This window comes from Streptomyces sp. CNQ329 (assembly GCF_000482585.1).
In genome coordinates, this window is sequence record NZ_AXVU01000007.1 from 156,833 (window position 1) to 176,320 (window position 19,488).

At 74.0% G+C, this 19,488-nt stretch carries 15 protein-coding genes, 1 tRNA gene and 1 pseudogene; 7 read left to right on the top strand and 10 right to left on the bottom strand.

From position 1 onward, the window contains the following. Positions 1-49 precede the first annotated feature (49 nt). The 5 genes and pseudogenes from I003_RS34160 to I003_RS0106940 form a co-directional block, all read right to left on the bottom strand. A complete protein-coding gene (locus I003_RS34160; protein WP_027770852.1) occupies positions 50-2,677 on the bottom strand; it encodes a caspase, EACC1-associated type in 2,628 nt (875 codons plus the stop codon). After that, positions 2,674-3,072: an effector-associated constant component EACC1 gene (locus I003_RS0106930; RefSeq protein ID WP_027770853.1), complete on the bottom strand. Its 399-nt coding sequence runs from the start codon at positions 3,070-3,072 to the stop codon at positions 2,674-2,676. Before I003_RS0106930 ends, I003_RS34160 begins: the two co-directional genes overlap by 4 nt. A gap of 432 nt (positions 3,073-3,504) precedes the next feature. After that, positions 3,505-3,578: transfer RNA gene (locus I003_RS0106935), tRNA-Pro, on the bottom strand. Positions 3,579-3,677: 99 nt separating this feature from the next. Further along, positions 3,678-4,004 (bottom strand): annotated as a pseudogene (locus tag I003_RS36760) (oxidoreductase); the annotation flags it as partial. A 25-nt stretch (positions 4,005-4,029) separates the two neighbouring features. Further along, the gene (locus I003_RS0106940; RefSeq protein ID WP_027770854.1) at positions 4,030-4,563 is read right to left on the bottom strand and encodes a MarR family winged helix-turn-helix transcriptional regulator; all 534 of its coding nucleotides are present in this window, start codon (positions 4,561-4,563) and stop codon (positions 4,030-4,032) included. Positions 4,564-4,659: 96 nt separating this feature from the next. Here I003_RS0106940 and I003_RS36370 point away from each other — a divergent pair, with 96 nt between their 5' ends. From I003_RS36370 to I003_RS0106955, 3 genes are all read left to right on the top strand, one after another. Further along, complete coding sequence (locus tag I003_RS36370; RefSeq protein WP_027770855.1) at positions 4,660-5,520, top strand: LLM class flavin-dependent oxidoreductase; 861 nt, start codon at positions 4,660-4,662, stop codon at positions 5,518-5,520. Beyond that, entirely contained in the window at positions 5,513-6,175 is a 663-nt protein-coding gene (locus I003_RS36375) for a hemerythrin domain-containing protein (protein ID WP_199784243.1), read from the top strand. The genes I003_RS36370 and I003_RS36375 overlap by 8 nt, the downstream gene beginning before the upstream one ends. A gap of 82 nt (positions 6,176-6,257) precedes the next feature. Continuing rightward, the gene (locus I003_RS0106955; protein WP_027770857.1) at positions 6,258-7,793 is read left to right on the top strand and encodes an ATP-dependent DNA ligase; all 1,536 of its coding nucleotides are present in this window, start codon (positions 6,258-6,260) and stop codon (positions 7,791-7,793) included. Positions 7,794-8,018: 225 nt separating this feature from the next. Here the strand turns inward: I003_RS0106955 and I003_RS0106960 are convergent, their stop codons facing one another. Beyond that, the gene (locus I003_RS0106960) at positions 8,019-9,119 is read right to left on the bottom strand and encodes a hypothetical protein (RefSeq protein ID WP_027770858.1); all 1,101 of its coding nucleotides are present in this window, start codon (positions 9,117-9,119) and stop codon (positions 8,019-8,021) included. Between the two features lie 273 nt (positions 9,120-9,392). Here I003_RS0106960 and I003_RS0106965 point away from each other — a divergent pair, with 273 nt between their 5' ends. Together I003_RS0106965 and I003_RS0106970 are read left to right on the top strand one after the other, a co-directional pair. Beyond that, positions 9,393-11,171: a serine/threonine protein kinase gene (locus I003_RS0106965; RefSeq protein WP_027770859.1), complete on the top strand. Its 1,779-nt coding sequence runs from the start codon at positions 9,393-9,395 to the stop codon at positions 11,169-11,171. A gap of 12 nt (positions 11,172-11,183) precedes the next feature. Next, a complete protein-coding gene (locus I003_RS0106970; protein WP_027770860.1) occupies positions 11,184-12,233 on the top strand; it encodes an acyltransferase domain-containing protein in 1,050 nt (349 codons plus the stop codon). Positions 12,234-12,251: 18 nt separating this feature from the next. On the opposite strand, the gene I003_RS0106975 is transcribed toward I003_RS0106970, so the two are convergent. The 4 genes from I003_RS0106975 to I003_RS0106990 form a co-directional block, all read right to left on the bottom strand. Then, a complete protein-coding gene (locus tag I003_RS0106975; protein ID WP_027770861.1) occupies positions 12,252-13,013 on the bottom strand; it encodes a crotonase/enoyl-CoA hydratase family protein in 762 nt (253 codons plus the stop codon). A gap of 110 nt (positions 13,014-13,123) precedes the next feature. Next, on the bottom strand, positions 13,124-14,188 hold the full coding sequence (locus I003_RS0106980; protein WP_027770862.1) for an NUDIX hydrolase: 1,065 nt from the start codon (positions 14,186-14,188) through the stop codon (positions 13,124-13,126). A 159-nt stretch (positions 14,189-14,347) separates the two neighbouring features. Beyond that, complete coding sequence (locus tag I003_RS0106985) at positions 14,348-14,971, bottom strand: PAS domain-containing protein (RefSeq protein ID WP_027770863.1); 624 nt, start codon at positions 14,969-14,971, stop codon at positions 14,348-14,350. Further along, positions 14,968-16,098 carry a pyridoxal-phosphate dependent enzyme gene (locus I003_RS0106990; protein ID WP_037720263.1) on the bottom strand — a complete coding sequence of 377 codons (1,131 nt, stop codon included), beginning with the start codon at positions 16,096-16,098 and terminating at the stop codon, positions 14,968-14,970. The genes I003_RS0106985 and I003_RS0106990 overlap by 4 nt, the downstream gene beginning before the upstream one ends. Before the next feature lie 137 nt (positions 16,099-16,235). On the opposite strand from I003_RS0106990, the gene ggt reads away from it, so the two are divergent. Together ggt and I003_RS0107000 are read left to right on the top strand one after the other, a co-directional pair. Next, positions 16,236-18,041 (top strand): gamma-glutamyltransferase, encoded by a 1,806-nt coding sequence (ggt, locus tag I003_RS0106995; protein ID WP_027770865.1) that lies wholly within the window; start codon positions 16,236-16,238, stop codon positions 18,039-18,041. 180 nt (positions 18,042-18,221) lie between these two features. Next, positions 18,222-19,460 carry an alginate lyase family protein gene (locus I003_RS0107000; protein ID WP_486584121.1) on the top strand — a complete coding sequence of 413 codons (1,239 nt, stop codon included), beginning with the start codon at positions 18,222-18,224 and terminating at the stop codon, positions 19,458-19,460. The last annotated feature ends 28 nt before the right edge of the window (positions 19,461-19,488 follow it).

Consider the following 19,488-nt stretch of genomic DNA (forward strand, 5'->3'; position numbering starts at 1 on the left):
GGTGTCGCAGATTGCGCAGAAGAGGAACGAGCGAAGCACGCAAGAGTTGTTATTCGAATCCCTGGTGCTCCAGCAGCAGTGAGTGATCCTGCCTGGACGGATCGGTGCGCAGGGAGCGCGAGGGGTGGGCGATGGCACGGGTGGAGGGACCTTCCTCGGCCCGGGAGGTGCGGTGCAGCGCCTGGGCCTTCTGCATCAGCAGACGTGCGAGGTCGTGTTCCCCTTGCGCCCAGGCGATCTTCGCCGCGAGGCGGTGGGCGTAGCCGAGCTCGGCGGGGTCGCTGAGGACGTCGAAGCGGTCGAGTGCCCGGTGGGCGTGGTGCGCGGCCTGATCCAGTTCGCCGGACTTGCGCAGCGCCTCCGCGGCGGATGCGTACGCGTGGGCCGCCCCTTCCCGGTCGCCTTGCTCATCGAGAATGCCGGCGGCCGTGCGGGCGAGCTCCGACGCCAGGGGATACTGGCCGACGTACATGTGCAGTGCCGCCTGACCCACCAGGCACTCGGCCACCAGCCGCACGTCGCCTGCCTCTTCCAGGCAGGCGCGGGCCTCGGCCTGGTATTCCACGGCTTCTTCGACGAGATCGGCGGCAAGGGCGCGCTCGGCGAGGCCCATCAGCCGACGTCCGCGTTCAGCCGCTTCCTCCGGCGATGTGCGAGTCGCCTGCGCAGTGCGACGGAACTCCTCGACCAGTCCCTTGCGCGCGGCCAGGATGTCCAGGTCCGGGGGCCGTTGCCCGGAGCCGGCCTGCTCGCCCAGCAGAGCCAGGCAGCTGCGGGCCCGTGCCATGGCCCGGCCGTCGCGTCGGCAGGTCGCATGCCGGAAGGCGGCGCCCGCCTCCTCCCCCGCCTCCGCGAACAGCTGTTCCTCGCGCAGGGCGTCGGCTACCTCGCAGCTCAGGTCCGTCGCCAGGTGCCAGCCGTCCTCCCGTGCCGCCCGGGCCGCCGCGCGCAGTTCGGCCAACGCGGCGCTCCGCCAGGCGTGGCGGGCGGTCCCGCGCTCGCGTGCGTCACGTAGGGCGCTGCGCAGGTGCAGGTAGAGCCAGGTGCGCCGCAGCGCCTCCGAGCCTGCCTTCGTGTGCGAATAACTGCGGTAGAGATCGTGGAAGCCGTAGCGGCCGTCCCTGCGTTGCAGCAGGCCCGCGTCCACCAGTTCCTCCAGCATCAGCCCGCAGATACCCGGCGGCATCTGGCTGATCGCGGCTGCCGAGTGGCGGTCGAAATCGGGGCCGGGATGGTTGGCGCAGTCGTGCAGCACCTGCTTCTGGGCTGCGGTCAGCGCCTCGTAGGACACCGTGAACGCCGTACGCACCTGGTCGTCGTCGGAGTGCAGGTGCTGCAACGGCCGCTCCGACTCCCGCATCGCTTCCAGCAGCAGGTCGGGAGGGGTACGCCGCAGCCGGGCCGCGATCGGGCGCAGGGCGAGCGGAAAGCAGCTCAGCAGGCGGGCGATCTGAGCGAGTTCTGTGTCGTACCCGGTGAGCCCGCTGAGGTGCTGCAGCATCGCCACCGCATGGCTGAGCTGCAGAGGTGCCAGCAGATACCGGCGGGCGGAGACGTCCGTGAGCGAGGAGCGGCTGGTCGCCAGGACCAGCGAACGCGGTGCGGCGGCCACCGCCCGGGTGATTTCCGTGGCATCGGTGACGTCGTCGAGCAGCACGACAGGAGCGCCGGAGGAACCGGCCCGACCCGAAGCAGATTCGGCAGGGCCGGTAGCCCGGTCGGCTGTGAGCCGTCGGTTCAGCTCCGCCGCCAGGGCCGACTTGCCCACGCCCGGTGGCCCGTGAACGAGCAGCGCGCCGGGACCGTCGGCCGCCTCAACGGCCAGTTCAAGCAGCTCCCGGTCGCGGCCGAACAGCCGCTCCGGCGGCATCGGAACGTCGGGGCCCTGCCCTTCGTCGAGCGACGTGGGGGACCTCCACGCAGGATTGCGGAAGACGGCGATGCGTTCGCCCGAGTTGTGTGCACCGAGCTGCGGATGTTGCGGCTGGTCGCGGGTGCCGAGCTCCCTCTGCAGCCAGGTATGCGCGGTGCCGAAGTCGAGCACCGGGCCGGCCCCGGGCAGTCCCGCCTTCAGAATGCCGAGAAGAGCGCCGGTGAAGGCGGACAGATTCTGATCGGGCAGCGAGAACGCGAGCTCGGTCGCCGCGCTGGAGGTGAGCACGCAGACGCCGTCGATGTCGGAGACCTGCTGGAGCAGCGTTTCGGACTGGCCCATGCCACCCTCCACGGCGGCGCCGCTGAAACAGCAGTCCAGGACGACCGCGCACTTCAGTCCCCGACGACGGTGCGCTGCCCGCACCTCGTCGCGGACATGGGCATACGGCAACGAGCGCCACATCTGGTGATCGTTGGAGGCGTGGAGGGCGAGGTGCAACTCGGTCGGCCGGTCCGGATGCAGCAGTCCATGTCCCGCGTAGTAGACGAGCAACGTGTCCGTGGCCTCGTGTGCTGCGCTGTCGATGGCCTGCATGACGGTCCCGAGACCGGCTTCCGGACCAAGCACCGTGCAGTCCTGCTGGGCCAGCCCCCATACTTCGCTGTCGCACAGCGCCTCCCGCAGCGCTGCGACGTTCCGTTCAACCGCGGGCAGCCGGGCGAGACCGGAGCCCTCGGCATAACGATGGATGCCGATGAGGACAGCCCGGGAGGCCGCCGGCTCGGACAGCCGTGCGGTCATACGCCACCCTGCTCGGGAGCCTGACCCGGCTCTGTGTTCCGGACCTGCGTCCGGCTCTGCTCCCGGCGTGCGCGAAGCACCACGAGCACGTCGTCGGCCGTGCCCTCCAGCACGGTCCCGTCTCTCTCGACGACCCGCACGCTGGGAGGAGGCGTGCCGACCGGGCGCCGCCAGGCAGCGACGCAGACCAGCAGGCTGACCAGACCGACTGTGCTGTCGACGAGAGCGGTGACCGTGTCGACGGTGCCCATGGCGCCCGTCGGCACCTGAGGCCGAGGTCTGGCCGCGGGGGCGATCTCAACGCCGGAGCGGACCACCCCGGGGTCACGTCGCAGCCATCCTGCCAACGCACCGGCGCCCGCGGCGCCTCCGACGCTGATCTCGACCTCAACCATCGTGCTCCCCGAGCTGTGCGACGTACGCTCCGTGCGCCGTTGCGTCGGGTCAGGATGCCACTTTCTCCAGAGACATCCGACGTCGTGGGAGCGCATCACCCGGCTGAGGGCGCAGATCACGCCAGCGAAGATTCATGTCCGAGCAGGTGGAATGCGTGGTGGGCATCGCGAAGGCGCACGTCATGGGCCTGGTGGGAGAGCAGGGAGACCGCTCTGGCTGTCGGTGATGTGTCTGGGTCCGGCGCAGTCGCCGGACTGTTCCGAGTTCCGTGGAGCCCGCTCCGAGTGGTCGTTAAGTCCCGTTTCCATGGGTACGGGGCCCTCAAGGGTCCCCGGAGGTCCGGCGCAGCGTGAGACCGGCAGCATGCCAGTGCATCGCAAAAGGCCCCCTGACCTGGGATTTCTCCCGCTCAAAGGGCCTCTTCAGCACCGTCGGGACGGCGGGATTTGAACCCACGACCCCTTGACCCCCAGTCAAGTGCGCTACCAAACTGCGCCACGTCCCGGTGCCCGGACGACCTGGGGTTTCGCCCCGGCCGCTCGCGCACGAGAACCATACCGCATCCACCCCCCGGTCCCGCAAAGCCGATTGGCCGCCGGCTCCGCTACTCCAGGCGTGCCACCCCGCCCTGTCCCCCGCCACCCAGCAGGCGAGGTCGGCGGTGCAGTCCACGGTGTCGTACGAACCGGAATCGAAGCCGTGCCACGTGCGCCCCGCGTCGAACGTGACGTCCGAGCCGGTCGGGCCCACGGCCAGGGCGGCGGTGCGGCTGTGCGGCAGCCAGGCCACGCGCGACCGGTACGCGGGCGGCGGCGTGCGGGCGTCCGTCCAGTGCGCCGCCGTCGGCGGTGCGGGCCGCCGCGTCCGGCGACGGGTCGCCGGGCTGGAAGCCGCCACCCACCGCGAGGCCGTGGCGGGGGTCCCGGAAGGCTCCGTCGTCGCCGTACGGAGCGGGCTCACGCCTGCTCCGGCCACGCCTCCGGCGACGGTGACTGGCACGGGGCGGCGTCGAGGATGCGCGTCACCGCGTCGGTCAGCGCGGCGCGCTCGCCGACGTCCAGCCCTGCGGCCATGGCCGCGAGCCGGGCCGTCACCTCGGCATGCGCGCGGCCGGCCAGCTCCTCCCCCGCCGCGGTCAGCGTGATCCGGCACGCGCGGCCGTCGTCGGCGTCCGGCGTACGGGCCACCAGGCCCCGCCGCTCGACGCGGTCGACCAGACCGGTCAGTCCCGACTTGCCCAGGCGCAGCCAGCGGCTCAGCTCACCCATCCCCACCGGGCCGCCGCTGAGCGCACAGAGCAACTGGACCTGCTGCGGGGTGAGGCCGTGCCCGCGCCCGGCCTCGGCGAGGACGTGCTGGAGCGTGTGCGTCAGCCGCACCAGCGCGCTCGCCAGTCCGGCCGCGCCGGCTTCGACGACCTGCGTCGCCGGCTCCGCGCGCGCCGCCGAGGCCGCCGGAGCGGTCGCCGGTGCCGTCTGTTCCGTCGTCATGACACCTCCCGGGGACACTCCCAGTTTGACACTAGTTCGCGGCGCGAAATAATCTGGTTCGCAGCACGAACCATTTCCCTCTGCTGAGGAAGCGCCATGCCCGACTACGGCCACGATCTCCGCTTCGGCATCAACCCCGTACCCTCCGGCCGGGACCCGCAGGCGACCGTCGCGCTCGCGCAGCTCTCCGAGCGCACCGGCGCCGACCTGGTCACCTTTCAGGACCACCCGTACCAGCCCGCCTTCCTCGACACCTGGACGCTGCTGTCCTACGTCGCCGCGCGCACGGACTCGGTCACGCTGTCCGCCAACGTCCACCCGCTCCCCCTGCGCCCGCCGGCCATGCTGGCGCGCAGCGCGGCGAGCCTGGACCTGCTCAGCGGCGGCCGGTTCGAGCTGGCGCTCGGCGCCGGCGGGTTCTGGGACGCCATCGCGTCGCTCGGCGGCCCGCGGCGCTCGCCGGGCGAGGCCGTCGAGGCGCTGGACGAGGGGATCCGGATCATCCGCGAGACCTGGGACACCGACGCCCGCGGCGGGATCCGCTTCGACGGGCGGCACTACCAGGTGAAGGGCGCCAAGCGCGGCCCGCGGCCGGCGCACGACATGCAGATCTGGCTCGGCGCGTACAAGCCGCGGATGCTCCGCCTCGTCGGCCGGGCCGCGGACGGGTGGCTTCCCTCGCTGCCCTACCTCGACTCGCCCGGCGCGCTCGCCGAGGGCAACGCCGTGATCGACGAGGCGGCGGTGGCGGCGGGGCGCACCCCCGGGGACGTGCGGCGGCTGCTCAACCTCGCGGAGGAGCACCCGGCCGAGCAGCTCGCGGAATTCGCGCTGGCGTACGGCACGGGCACGTTCCTCCTCCTGACCGGCGATCCGCACCAGATCGAGCGGTTCACCGGCGAGGTCGCCCCGGCCGTACGCGAACTGGTCGGCAAGGAGCGTGGCCGCGATGCCTGAGCACGTGGACGACGAGAAGGCCGAGCAGAAGGAAGCCCGGGTGCCGGTGCAGCGGGACGGCGGCGTTCCGTCCGGTACGGCCGGCCCGGAGCGGCAGTCCACTTCGACGGCAGCGCTCTGGGACGAGAGCACCCGTCCCACCGTGCCCGAGGCCCGTACGCCCCGGCCAGGCGAGGACGTCTCCGCCGGCCACCATCTGGTCGAGGTTCACGACCATCTGCGCGACGAGCTGGCGCTGCTGCGCGAACTGGTCGTCGAGGTGGCCGGGGGAACCGTCACCGCCTCCGCGGCCCGCTCACACATCGCGACGATGACCCTGCGGCAGGACAGGGGGTCACTGGGCTCCCGCTGCGCCGCGTACTGCCGCGTCCTCAATCTCCACCACACCGCCGAGGACCGGCAGGTGTTCCCGCATCTGCGCCGCTTCGACCCGCGGCTCACCCCCGTACTCGACCGGCTGTCGGAGGAGCACCTCGTCATAGACGACGTACTGGAGCGCGTCGACCGCGCACTGGTCGCCTTCGTCGCCGGCCCGGAGGGGACCGCGGAGCTGCGCGACGCGGTCGACCTGCTCGCGGAGGCGCTGCTGTCGCACCTGTCGTACGAGGAGCAGGAGCTGGTGGCGCCGCTGGGGCGGCTCATGGGCGGCGGCTGACCCGGGCCGTCCCGCAGGCCCGGGGGAGGAACCCCGGGCCCGTCGCGCGGCGGATGTCAGCGGGGTGGGTGACGATGGGGGCATGCTCTTCGCCGACCTCGCCCGTACCTCGCGGGAGATCGCCGCCACCCGGGCCCGCACGGAGAAGACCGCGCTGCTCGCCGCGCTGTTCCGCGAGGCCGATCCCGCGGACGCGCCCCTCGTGGTCACGTATCTGGCGGGGCGGCTGCCGCAGCGCAGGACCGGCGTGGGCTGGAGCGCGCTGAAGGACGCGCCCCCGGCCGCCCGGCAGCCGCAGTTGACCGTGCGCGAGGTGCACGACGCGTTCGACGCCATCGCTTCCGTCTCCGGCAAGGGGGCACAGGCCGAGCGGCGCCGGCTGCTGCACGAGCTGCTGGGGGCCGCCACGATGGAGGAGCAGCGGTTCCTCGCCGGGCTGATCGGCGGCGAGCTGCGCCAGGGCGCGCTGGAAGCGCTCGCGGCCGAGGGCCTGGCCGCCGCGGTGGACACCGACCCGGCACGGGTGCGCCGCGCGGTGATGCTCGCCGGTTCCGTGGGCAGGGTCGCCGAGGCGGTGCTCGCCCGCGGGCCGGAGGCGCTGGCGGACTTCCGGCTGTCGGTCGGCCACCCCGTGCAGCCGATGCTCGCGCAGTCCGCGAAGGACCTCGACGAGGCGATCGGCAAGCTCGGGCCGTGCGCGGTGGAGGAGAAGCTCGACGGCATCCGGGTGCAGGTGCACCGGGACGGCGAGGACGTACGGATCTACACCCGCACGCTCGATGAGATCACCAGCCGGCTCCCCGAGGTCGTCACCGCCGCCCACGAGCTGAGCGCCGGGACGGCCGTGCTCGACGGCGAGGTGATCGCCCTCGGCGAGGACGGCGACCCCCGTCCGTTCCAGGAGGTCGCCGGCCGCGTGGGCTCCCGGGTCGACGTCGCCGGTGCGCGGGAGACGCTGCCGGTGTATCCGGTCTTCTTCGACCTGCTCGCCGTCGACGGCCGCGACCTGCTGAGCGCACCGGTGCGCGAACGCCACGCCGAGCTGGCCAGGATCACGCCCGAGCCGCGCCGCGTACGCCGGGTCGAGGTCACCGACCCCGAGGACGCGGCGCAGCGGGCGGCGGCGCGGGAGTTCGCCGCGGCGACGCTGGAGCGCGGCCACGAGGGCGTCGTCGTCAAGGCGCTCGACTCGGAGTACAGCGCCGGCCGCCGCGGCGCGGCGTGGCTGAAGATCAAGCCGGTGCACACACTGGACCTGGTGGTGCTGGCCGCGGAGTGGGGTCACGGGCGGCGTACGGGCAAGCTGTCGAACCTGCACCTCGGCGCCCGGCGCGAGGACGGCTCGTTCGCGATGCTCGGCAAGACGTTCAAGGGGATGACGGACTCGCTGCTGGCGTGGCAGACGGAGCGGCTCCAGGAGCTGGCGGTGGCGCAGAAGGACTGGGGGGTGGTGGTGCTGCCGGAGCTGGTGGTGGAGGTCGCGTTCGACGGGGTGCAGCGCTCTCCGCGCTACCCGGAGGGGGTGACGCTGCGGTTCGCGCGCGTGGTGCGGTACCGGGACGACAAGACGGCGGCGGAGGCGGACACGGTGGCGTCGGTCCTGGCCCTGCTGCGCTGAGGAGGCCGGGCACCCACCGGACGGGCCCGCCCCCGCGCCGGGCGGGACGCGAGGGCGGGCGCTTGGGAGCCGACCGGTGTGCGGGACCGGGGGCAGCGGTCCGCGCGACCGCCGGCCCCGGCCCCACGCCGGAGCCGGACGTCCCCGGCTCCGGCAGGCCCCGGCCACGCGCGCCGGTCCGCAGCAAGTGCCGACGCGTGTCCCCTGCCCGGGGCGGATCGAGGGTCAGTAGTGGACGCGCGCCCCTACCGCCCGGTGGTCGGAGTAGTCCATGTCGCCGTCGTCGTTGCCGGTCAGCTCGACGTCGGCCGCGTCGCCCTCGTCGAAGGTCGGGACGACCGGGTGGCTCGTGCGCGGCGGCGCGCCGGTGGCGTTCCGCGCGAGCAGGAAGTCGATGCGGCGCGGCGTCGTCGTGTGCAGCGTCCACTTGTCCGCCAGGCAGTCCGGGATGGAGCCGCCGGCGTCGGCGCAGCCGGCGTACACGGCGTCGCGAAAGCGGTGCTCGCCGCCGATGTCGCCGTTGACGGCCCGGTACCAGGTGGTCCAGTTGTCCTGACCGTTGGTGCTGCTGGCGGAGTGGTTGGTGTCGCCGCCGGCGACGAAGAGGTCGGCAACGCCGTAGCCGTCCTCGGTCAGCTCGTTGCTCAGCTCGCCGGCGTTGGAGACGTTGCAGTACGTACCGCCGTGCTCCTGCGTCGGCCAGTGGAAGGAGGCGGCGGTGACGGTCTTGCCGGAGAGCCTGTCGAGGAGCAGGGCCTTGACGCCCTTGCTCCGCGGCTGGTCGTTGTTGACGCACTGCTTCGAGCCGGCGGGGTACTCGCGCTGCGCCTGCCACCGGTTGTCCGGGGAGGCGGACGTCTGCAGCGAGAGCCGGCCGGTGCGCCAGATGACGGCGTTGGTCTGCTTCACCTTGCCGGCGCAGCCGTTCTCGTCGTTTTCGGGGTCGTTCTCGGCGAGGACTCCGGCGTAGCTCTCGCCGAAGTGCTCCTGCATCCGCGTCAGCAGCAGGTCGAGCTGCGCGCGGTTGCTGATCTGCTGCACGAGGTAGATGTCCGGCCGGTACTCCTGCAGACGCATGTAGTACATGAGGTCGTGCCAGTCGCCGGGGCAGGACTCCGTCGTGGTCGGCAGGTTCTCCACGTTGGCGTCGTAGACCTGCAGGAACGAGGGGTCGTTGTTCGGCACCGCCTCCGCGGCTGCCACCGGGCCGGCGGCGCCGGCGGACGAGCCGTCCGCGGGGCCGGAGGCAGGTGCCGGTGACGCCAGGGCGAAGGGCGCCGCCAGTGCGGCGACGCCCAGAAATGTGCGGGTCTGCCACGAGTTCATGCTTGTCCCCCTGCGTTCGGTCGGTCACCGCAGCATCGCGCGGGGCGGCACGCCGGGGCCGGGTATTGCACCAGAACGCAAACAAGCGCGGCCCGCCGCCGCGCGCAACGGGGAAGCAGCCCGGCGGGCGGCCCGAGCATGAGTCCGGCCGCCGGCCGGCGGGGAGGGCCCGGACGTGATCCACCTCTTCGGGTGCTACCGACCAGTCACCCGTCCCGCGTGCCCCGCGGCACGTAAGCTGCCCTTTCCTGGACACGTGATACGGGGCAGAGCATGCAACTGGGGGAAAACGGGGCGGGCGTGCCCGGGCGGATACTCGCCGGGCGCTACCGGGTGGTGACGCAGCTCGGACGCGGGGGCATGGGCACCGTGTGGCGGGCTGTCGACGAGCGGCTGGGGCGCGAGGTCGCGGTCAAGGAGCTGCGGGCGTTCAGCGATGCGGACGCGCGCGACCTCGCCGAGATGAGGCTGCGTACGGAACGGGAGGCGCGCGCCGCGGCGCGGGTACGGCACCCGGGCGTCGTCGCCGTGCACGACGTGACGGAGCACGAGGGCCGGCCCGTCATCGTGATGGAGCTGGTCGACGGGCCGTCGCTGGACGACGTGCTGCGCGAGCGCGGCGGCCTCACGGCGGCCGAGGCCGCGCAGATCGGGCTGAAGGTGGTCGACGCGCTCGGCGCGGCGCACCGCGCGGGGGTGCTGCACCGGGACGTGAAGCCGGGCAACATTCTGCTGGAGCGCGGCGGCCGGGTCGTGCTGACCGACTTCGGCATCGCCGCCATGGAGGAGCCCGCCGACGGCAACAGCACCCATCTGACGCGCAGCGGTGAGCTGGTCGGCTCGCTGGACTACCTGGCGCCGGAGCGGGCGCGCGGTGAGCAGCCGGGCCCGCCCTCCGACCTGTGGTCGCTGGGCGCGACGCTGTACGCCGCGGTGGAGGGCATCTCGCCGTTCCGCCGTACGTCCACGTGGTCGACGATCACCGCGATCATCGTGGACCCGCTGCCGGAGCCGCGCCGGGCCGGGCCCCTCGCGCCCGTGCTCCAGGCACTGATGGCCAAGGACCCGGCCGAGCGCGCCGGCGTCGACCGGGCCCGCGCCCTGCTGGAGCCGATCGCCGGTACGGCGGAGCCGCCGGCGACGCAGGGGCCGGACACGGTACGGCTCGGCCGGGTGCCGGCCGCGCCGCCACCCGGCGCGTACGGGCCGCCCGGCGGGCACGCAGCCCCGCAGGGCCGGTTCGGCCCGCCGCAGCTCGGACCGCCCGGCACGGAGCCCCGTACGGCCGAGCAGACGGTGCCTCAGCGGCACCGCGGCGGGCGGCGCTGGCTGCCGGTCGCCGCCGCCGCGACGGCGGTGCTCCTCGCCGGCGGCGGCGTGACGTACGCGCTCGCCGGCGGCGACGACGGCGAGCCCGCCGCGAGCGGGGAGACGGAAGAGCCCGCCGCGGAGGTCGTGTCCCCGTCGCCCGGGAAAGGCGGCGAGGGCAGGAAGAGGGAAGACACGGACGACAGGGACGGCACAGGCGGCAAGGGCGGTCAGGACGAGAACGGCGGGGACGGTCGGGACGAGCCGGACGAAGACGGCGGCTCCCCCGCCGAGGAGGAGGACGCCGCGGCGGGCGGAGGCACCGGTTCTGCGGGCGGCGGCGGCGACGAAGCCGCGGGCGACGGCTCCGGTGCGGACGGCGGCAGCGGCGGGGACGGTGGCGGCGACGCGGGCGACGCAGAGACGTCGGGCGGCGGCTCCGGCGGCGGCTCGGCTCCCGACCCGTCGTGCACGCCGATCGGCGGCGGAAAGTACAACTGCCAGGTGTGGCAGAACGCCGCGTCGTACGACGCGGCGCACCGCCCGGTCGGCACTCTCTACGCCGGCACCAACTACTTCTTCTGCCAGGAGAAGAAGTCCTACCGCGAGACGTCCGGTGAGTGGACGAACGTGTGGTGGGGCATGACCGACGACGACTCGGGCAACGCGGGCGTCTGGGTCAGCGTCGTCTACATCAAGGGAGGAGCCAACGACGGCCCCGTCCCGGGCCTGCCGGTCTGCTGAGATGATCGCGGCATGACCGACCTGGATGCCGCCGCCGTCCGTGACCGGCTCGGCCTCGACGACACCTACGCTCCGTGGACCGACGCCCTCGAAGCCGCCCACTCCGCGCCGCCGCCCGCAAGCGTGCCGCGGGGCACGGAACTGACCGCGCTCCTGCGCGCCGTCGGCATCCCGGGGCGCGAGGACGCCGAGCTGACCGCCGCACTGGCGGAAGTCACCGAGGGCGGCTCACCGTACGCGTGGCTGCTGGACCGCGCCGTCGCCGCGCTGGCCGCCGGGATGGGGTCGGTGGGTGACGACGGGGGCGGTCCCGGCAGCGGCCCCGGGCTGCCCGCGGCGCTGGGCGCGGCGGGTCGCTGGTTCCACGCCGCGGTGTTCCTCGCCGCCGTGCCGCAGGTACGGGCGTACCACGCGCGCCACGACGTGCCGGACGACGTGTCCTGGGCGACGCTGGCCGACCTGGGCAACAAGGCGGGTGTCCACCGCCGTCTGCACGGCGTCGGCGGCATGGGCACACAGTGGTGGATCAAGCTGCCGTACAGCGGCATCCTCTACCGGCTCGGCCGGCTGCAGTTCAACCTCTACCGGGGCCCGGACGGCGGCCACGGTCTGGAGGTGCACGTCCCGGAGGACGGCCCGCTGGATCCGCGGGCGTGCGCGGAGTCGTACGCGCGGGCCGCGGAGTTCTTCCCGCGCCGCTTCGGGACGTTCCTCGACGCCGCCGTGGCGGGCGGCGAACTGCGCTTCACCTGCTCGTCGTGGCTGCTCGATCCGCAGCTCGGGGAGTATCTGCCGGAGGAGAGCAACATCCTGCGCTTCCAGCGCCGGTTCACGCTCGATCCGCGCGAGGAGGAGCGCGTCCCGGAGCCTGACGAGCACGGGCTGGCGGTGCCGGACCGCGGCATCGTGGAGTTCGTGTTCCGGCGCGAGGTGCGTACGCCCGCGGACGTCGCGGCGCTGCCGGTGCGTACGACGCTGGAGCGGGCGGTGGTGTCGCACATCGCGGACGGGGGCCACTGGGGCGCGCGAAGCGGGTCGTTCACGCTCCCGCTCTCCGGCTGAGCCGCCCTCCGCGCCGCTTCAGAACGCCCCGTGCCGCCCCTCCCCCGCGGCGAAGCGCCCGGCTCCGGCCGCCGCCTCGCCGAGCGCGGCGCTGCCGTGACGCAGCTCCGCCGCCATCGCCTCCGCCTCCGGCAGTCCGTGCTGCTCCAGGACCGAGGCGCGGTCGGCGCGCAGGCAGGTCTGCGGGAAGCGGGCGATGTCCGCGGCCAGTTCCTCGGCCGCGGCACGTGCCTGACCGGTGGGCACGAGGCGGTTGGCGAGGCCCATCTCGTACGCCTCGGGGGCGGGCACGGGGCGGCCGGTGAGGATGAGGTCCAGCGCGCGGCCGGTGCCGATCAGCCGGGGCAGCCGTACGGTGCCGCCGTCGATCAGGGGGACGCCCCAGCGGCGGCAGAAGACGCCGAACACCGCGTCCTCCTCGGCGACCCGCAGATCGCACCAGAGCGCCAGCTCCAGCCCGCCGGCGACGGCGTGCCCGCTGACGGCGGCGATGACGGGCTTGGTCAGGCACATCCGGGTGGGGCCCATGGGCCCGTCGCCGTCCGGCGCGACGCGGTTGCCCGCGGGGGTGCCGAGAGCCTTGAGGTCGGCGCCCGCGCAGAACGTGCCGCCCTCGCCCCACAGGACCGCGACACGGGCGTCGGGGTCGGCGTCGAAGTCCCGGAAGGCGGCGGCCAGTCCGGCCGCGGTGGGGCCGTCGACGGCGTTGCGGACCCCGGGGCGGGCGAGGACGACGGTGGTGACGGGGCCGGTGCGCTCGGTGCGTACGTGTCCGCTCATGACCGGACGTTACCAACGCGTAGGGCCGGCGGGAGCACGGGCGGCCGGTACGCCCGTACGGTACGGAGCGACGCGGGCCGGGCCGCCTCGGCTCGAACCGGCCCCGTCGCTCAGGCCGGCCGGCCCGCGACGAGGTCGAGCGGCCCTCCACCCTCCTCCAGCGCGCCGAGGCCGGCCCGCGCGATGGCGGCGCCACGCGGCGGGAGCAGGTCGTCGAACTCCTCCGGTGCCGCCAGCCGCCAGTCGACGATCTCGGTGCCGTCGACGCGGATGCCGGACAGGTCGGAAGCGTCCAGCACCCCGCCGTCGTAGACGTACACGACGAGCGCGGGCGCGGGTCTGCGGGGGGCGAAGTCGACGGCGAGCAGCCGGCCCAGCGGTCGGCTGAGCCCGGTCTCCTCACGCAGCTCCCGCCGCGCCGCGGGCCGCGGGGTCTCGCCCAGGTCGCTGTCCACGCCGCCGCCGGGCAGTTGCCAGCGGCCGTCGGCGCGATAGGCGGCGCGGACCAGCAGCAGCCGGCCGGCGCTGTCACGCACCAGTGCGCCGGCGCCGACGAGCACACGCGGGCGCACGGCGAGGTACGAGGAGGGGTCCAGCGCCGCGGCGTGCTCCAGTTCGGCGCGGCGGCCGGCGGAGAGCGCGGCGCACGAGCCGGGCTGCGGTTCGCCCCCGATGAGGTGGGCGACGGCGCCCGTGTCCCAGGCGTCGAGCGCGGCGCGCAGCCGGCGTGCGGCCAGGTCGGGCAGGGCGGCCAGCGCCGCGGCGCGGTCGAGCCAGCGCGTCGTGAGCCCGGCGGCCTCCCCGCCGTCGGCGGCGTCGATCACCGCGCCCGGTTCGGCGGCCTGCGCAGTGGCCGCGTAGAGGTGGACGAGCCCGGCGCGGCCGGTGGCGGGCGGGACGGAGTCGACGGCCAGGAGCCGCCCGGCCGGCAGATCGGTGCCGAGGGCGTCGCGCAGCGCCCGGGTCAGTGCCTCCTCCGGCGTGTGCCGGCCGCAGACGGTGACGCCGGGCAGCATGGGCTCGGTGTCCACGGCGGGTTTGGTGGGCAGCAGCACGAGCACCCGGCCGGCGCGGTTTTGCACCACCGCGGTCGCGGTCACCGCGGGCCCGTGGCCGGCGTCGGCGTACGGAGGCGGGCTGTCCGGCTGGGCGGCGGTGCCGGCGGTCGTGAGCATGGGGCGGCTCCTCGGGTCGGGGCGGGCACTCGGCGGATGACACACCTCCACCGTCAGCCTCGAACGCCCGCTGCGGCTACGCATCCGGAGTGGGCCGAACGGGGGCGGTGGCGGTGCCCCCGTTCGGCCGCATGCGGGTCGCGGCTGGCGGCGTGGCCTTCACCGCAGGTAGTTGTAGACCGTCGCCCGCGAGACCCCCAGCAGTCCGGTGAGCAGCCGGACCGCGCTCCTGACCTCCAGCAGTCCCCGCTCGCGCAGCTCACGGACCAACTCGCGGCGGTCGGCGGAAGCCAGCGCGCGCGGCGTCTGGCCGCGGGCGGCGGCGAACTCCTCCACCGCCGTGCGCAGTTCGTCCGCCGTACGCGCGCGCAGGGTCTCGATCAGCGGCAGCCCGGGGTCCTCGACGGCGGTGAGGGCCTGGAGCGTACGGGCCGCGCGGTCGAGGAAGGACACGTCGAGGTTGAGACAGATGGCGGCCACGTACGCACCGTCCGCGTTGCGGATGCCGATCGACGTGCTCTTCGCGGGGCGGCCGTCGGGGAAGCGGCCCGGGTAGTTCTGGATCACCTCGGGGTAGTCCGGGTCCTCGATCCGGGCCAGGCCCAGCTCGGTGGCGGGGTCCCCGGGGCCGCGGCCGGAGAGCGGATTCTCGATCGCACGCACCGCGTGCCGCGGGTCGCGCAGGTCGTGCAGCACGACCTCGCAGACACCGGGGAACATCCGGCCCAGGGCGGTGACGATCTTCTCGGCCTCGCGCAGCAGCAGTGCGTCCCCGGCGCTCACGCCCCGCCTCCGAAGAGCTCCGCCAGCACCGGCGCCGCCTTCAGCCCGGTGCCGGTGAGCAGCACGGCCGTCGTCTCGCCCGGCCGGATGGCGCCGCGGGCGCGGAAGACGTCGACGGCGGCGGCGGCGGTGGCGCTGGTCGGCTCGGCGTAGAGCCCGAGGCCGGCGAGGCGGGCGACGGCGGCGCGGATGCCGTCCTCGCCGATCGCCGCCATGTCTCCGCCGGAGCGGCGCACGGCGCGCAGCACTTCCGGCAGCCGGACGGGCTCGCGGATGGCGGTGCCCTCGGCGATGGTCGGGGCGAAGTCGGTGGGGACGGGCCCCTCGGCGCCGGCCCGGAAGCTCGCGTGGATCGGGGCGCAGTTGGCGGGCTGCGCAGCGTAGATGCGGGGGCGGCGGCGGATGTGGCCGGCGGCGAGGAGTTCGCCGAATCCGGCGTCGAGCCCGAGGACCGTGCTGCCCGCGCCGGCGACGGTGACGACGCAGTCGGGGGCGGCGAAGCCGAGGTCCTCCCAGAGTTCGTAGGCGAGGGTCTTGGTGCCCTGGAGGAAGAGCGGGTGCCAGTTGTGTCCGGCGTATGGGACGGCGGCGGACCGGCGTACGGCCTCGGCGGCGGTGGCGTCCCGCCCTCCGGGGACCAGTTCGACCTCGGCGCCGTACGCGCGGGCCTGGAGCACCTTCGCCGGAGAGGTGCCCTCGGGTGCGAGGATGCGGGCGCGGATGCCGGCGGCGGCGCAGTAGGCGGCGACGGACGCGCCGCCGTTGCCGGAGCTGTCCTCGATGACCTCGGTGACGCCGAGCCGGGCCAGCGCGGAGATCATCACGGTGGTCCCGCGGTCCTTGAAGCTGCCGGTGGGGCCGAACCACTCCGGCTTGAAGAGGACGTCGCCCTCGCCCCACCGGCGGGTGAGCAGCGGGGTGCGTCCCTCACCGAGGGAGACGGGCGTCTCGATGCCGAAGGGCAGGGCGGCGCGGTAGCGCCACAGGGAGCGCTCGCCGGTGTCGATGTCGTCCCTGCCGATCCCGGTCACGCCGCCGACCTGGAGGGGGGTGCCGTCGTCGGCGCGCCAGCGGAGGGCGTCGAAGGGATACGTACGTCCGGAACGCTCGTCCACCAGATGAGTCATAACGTCAAACTTTAGACGACTCGTCCAATACGCCCGCGCCGATCTCTTCCGAACGGTCCGGCACGCCCCGGTGACTGCACCGGTCGGGGTCACGACAATGGGCCGGGTCCTGACGCCCACCCGCCCGGGAGGCACCCATGCGGTTGCGCCCCACCGTTCCCCTCGCGCTCGCCGCGATCCTCGCCACCGTCGCGGCCGCCTCACCGCCGACGGCGGCCGGGCCGGACGCGCCCGCACCACCCAAGTCCCCGGTGGCGACGGGCTACGGCGGCGCGGTGGCCAGCGTCGACGCCGACGCCACCGCCGCCGGCATCGAGGTGCTGCGCGACGGCGGGAACGCGGTCGACGCCGCCGTCGCCACCGCCGCGGCGCTCGGCGTCACCGAGCCGTACTCGGGCGGCATCGGGGGCGGCGGCTACTTCGTCCACTACGACGCCAGGAGCGGCCGGGTCACCACCCTCGACGGCCGCGAGAAGGCCCCGGGCTCCGCGGACGAGGGGCTGTTCACCGAGGACGGCACGGCCATCCCCTTCGACGAGGCGGTGACCAGCGGCCTGTCCGTCGGCGTGCCCGGCACCCCCGCGACCTGGGAGCAAGCGCTGCGTCGGTGGGGCACCGCCTCGCTGGGCGAGGCGCTGGCACCGGCGACATGGCTGGCGGCCCGGGGATTCACCGTCGACGAGACGTTCCGTGCGCAGACCGCGGCCAACGAGGCGCGCTTCCGCGACTTCCCCGCCACCCGGGAGCTGTTCCTGCCCGGCGGCGAACTGCCCGAGGTGGGCAGCACCCTGCGCAACCCCGACCTGGCCCGCACCTACGCGCAGCTCGCCGACGAGGGCGCCGGGGCGATGTACCGCGGCGACCTGGCCGCCGACGTGTCGGACACTGTGCGCCGCCCGCCCGTCGACCCGGACGCCGACCGGGTCGTACGCGCCGGCGATCTGCGCCCCGCCGACCTGCGCGCGTACCGCGTCGCACGCCAGCAGCCGACGCACGTCGGCTACCGCGGTCTCGACGTCTACGGGATGGCGCCGTCGTCGTCCGGCGGCACCACCGTCGGCGAGGCCCTGAACGTCCTGGAGGGCGCTGACCTCGGCGAGGCGTCCGCGACCCAGTACCTCCACCGCTTCCTGGAGGCGTCCCGGATCTCCTTCGCCGACCGCGGCCGGTGGGTGGGAGACCCGCGCTTCTCCCGCGTCCCGACGCGGGAGTTGCTCTCCCAGTCGTACGCGGACTCCCGCGCGTGCCTCATCTCCCCCGACGCCGTCTTGAGCAGCCCGCTCGCCCCCGGGGACCCGCGCCGCCCGGACACCGGCTGCGAGGCGAAGGGCGCCCCGGAGGGTGCGTCGTACGAGGGTCCGAACACCACGCATCTGACGACCGCCGACAAGTGGGGCAACGTCGTCGCGTACACCATGTCGATCGAGCAGACCGGCGGCAGCGGCATCACGGTGCCCGGACGCGGCTTCCTGCTCAACAACGAGCTGACCGACTTCTCCTTCACCCCGTCCGTGCCGGGCGTGCCCGACCCGAACCTGCCGGGACCGGGCAAGCGGCCCCGGTCCTCGATGGCGCCGACGATCGTGCTCGACGACGGCGAGCCGCTGCTCGCGACCGGCTCGCCGGGCGGCTCGACGATCATCACCACGGTGCTACAGGTACTGACCGGCCGCATCGATCGCGGGCTGAGCCTGCCGGAGGCCATCGCGGCACCGCGTGCGAGCCAGCGCAACACGGCCGCGACATCGGCGGAGCCGGCGTTCCTCGGCCTGCCGGAGCGCGGGGAACTGGCGGCGCTGGGCCACGAGTTCACCGACGGCGGCGAGATCGGCGCGGCGACGGGCGTCGAGCGGCTGCCCGACGGGCGCTGGGTCGCGGCGGCGGAGCCGGAGCGCCGCGGCGGCGGCGCGGCGGCCGTCGTACGGCCGGCCGGGCGGGACTGAACCGGGGCCGGAGAAAGCCGGCCGCCGCGGATCGGGGCCGGGAGGGGGCGTGGCGCGCCCCGTCCCGGCCCTCGCACGTACGGGGCATGTCCCGGCTCTTGACGCACAGTTGGTCCATACCTAAGGTCACGGACTGTCACAGTGTTCATGTGAACACTCAAAGTTCATATACGCGAACGGATGGACCCCACCATGCAGGGCACCCCCACACCCGCACGCCATCGCCGCAGATCGCGCGCCGCGCTGTTCGCCACCCTCGTGGCGGCCGTCACGGCCCTGGTCGCCTCGCCCCTCGGCTGGCCGGGCACCGACCGCGCCGACGCCGCGCCCGCGGACTTCACCCACCCGGGAGTCACCGTCTCCCGGGGCCAACTGGACTTCACCCGCGAGAAGGTGAACGCCGGCGCCCAGCCCTGGAAGGGCGCCTACGACCAGATGATGGGCAGCAAGTACGCCAGCCTCAGCCGGACGCCCAGGCCCCGCGAGGTCGTCGAGTGCGGCTCGTACTCCAACCCCAACTACGGCTGCACGGACGAGCGCGAGGACGCGATCGCCGCGTACACCACCGCGCTCGCCTGGTACGTCACCCGCGACGAGCGGTATGCGCGCAAGTCCATCGAGCTGATGGACGCCTGGTCCGCCACGATCAGGGACCACACCAACAGCAACGCGCCGCTGCAGACCGGCTGGGCCGGCTCCTCCTGGCCGAAGGCGGCCGAGATCATCAAGTACACGTACGACGGCGGCTGGGCGAACGAAGGACGCTTCGCGACCATGCTGCGCAACGTCTACCTGCCCGAGGTCATCGGCGGCTCCAACTCCAACGGCAACTGGGAGCTGACGATGATGGAGGCGGCCGTCGGCATCGCCGTCTTCCTGGAGGACAAGGACGCGTACGACCGCGCGATGCAGACCTTCCGCACCCGCGTGCCCGCGTTCATCTACCTGGAGACCGACGGCGAGCTGCCCCGGACGGTGCCGAAGCAGAACCTCGACACGCGGCAGAAGATCATCGACTACTGGCAGGGGCAGTCCACCTTCGTCACCGGGCTGACCCAGGAGACCTGCCGCGACTTCACCCACACCGGATACGGGCTGGCGTCGATCTCGCACGTCGCCGAGACCTCCCGGATCCAGGGCGAGGACCTGTACCGGACGGACGTCGGAGAACGGCTGCGGCACGCGCTCGGCTTCCAGTCCCGCTACGAGCTGGGCGAGGCGCCCCCCGGCTGGCTCTGCGGCGGCGGCGTCGACCGGGGGCTCGGGCCGGTCACCGAGATCGGCTACAACGCGCTGCACCACCGCATGGGCATCGCCATGACCAACACGGGCCGTTACACCGAGCAGAGCCGGCCCGCCGGGTCGAACAACCTCTTCGTGGCCTGGCAGACCCTGACCCACGCGGAAAACCCGGCCTGACCCGCCACCGGCCCGCACGCGCGGGGCG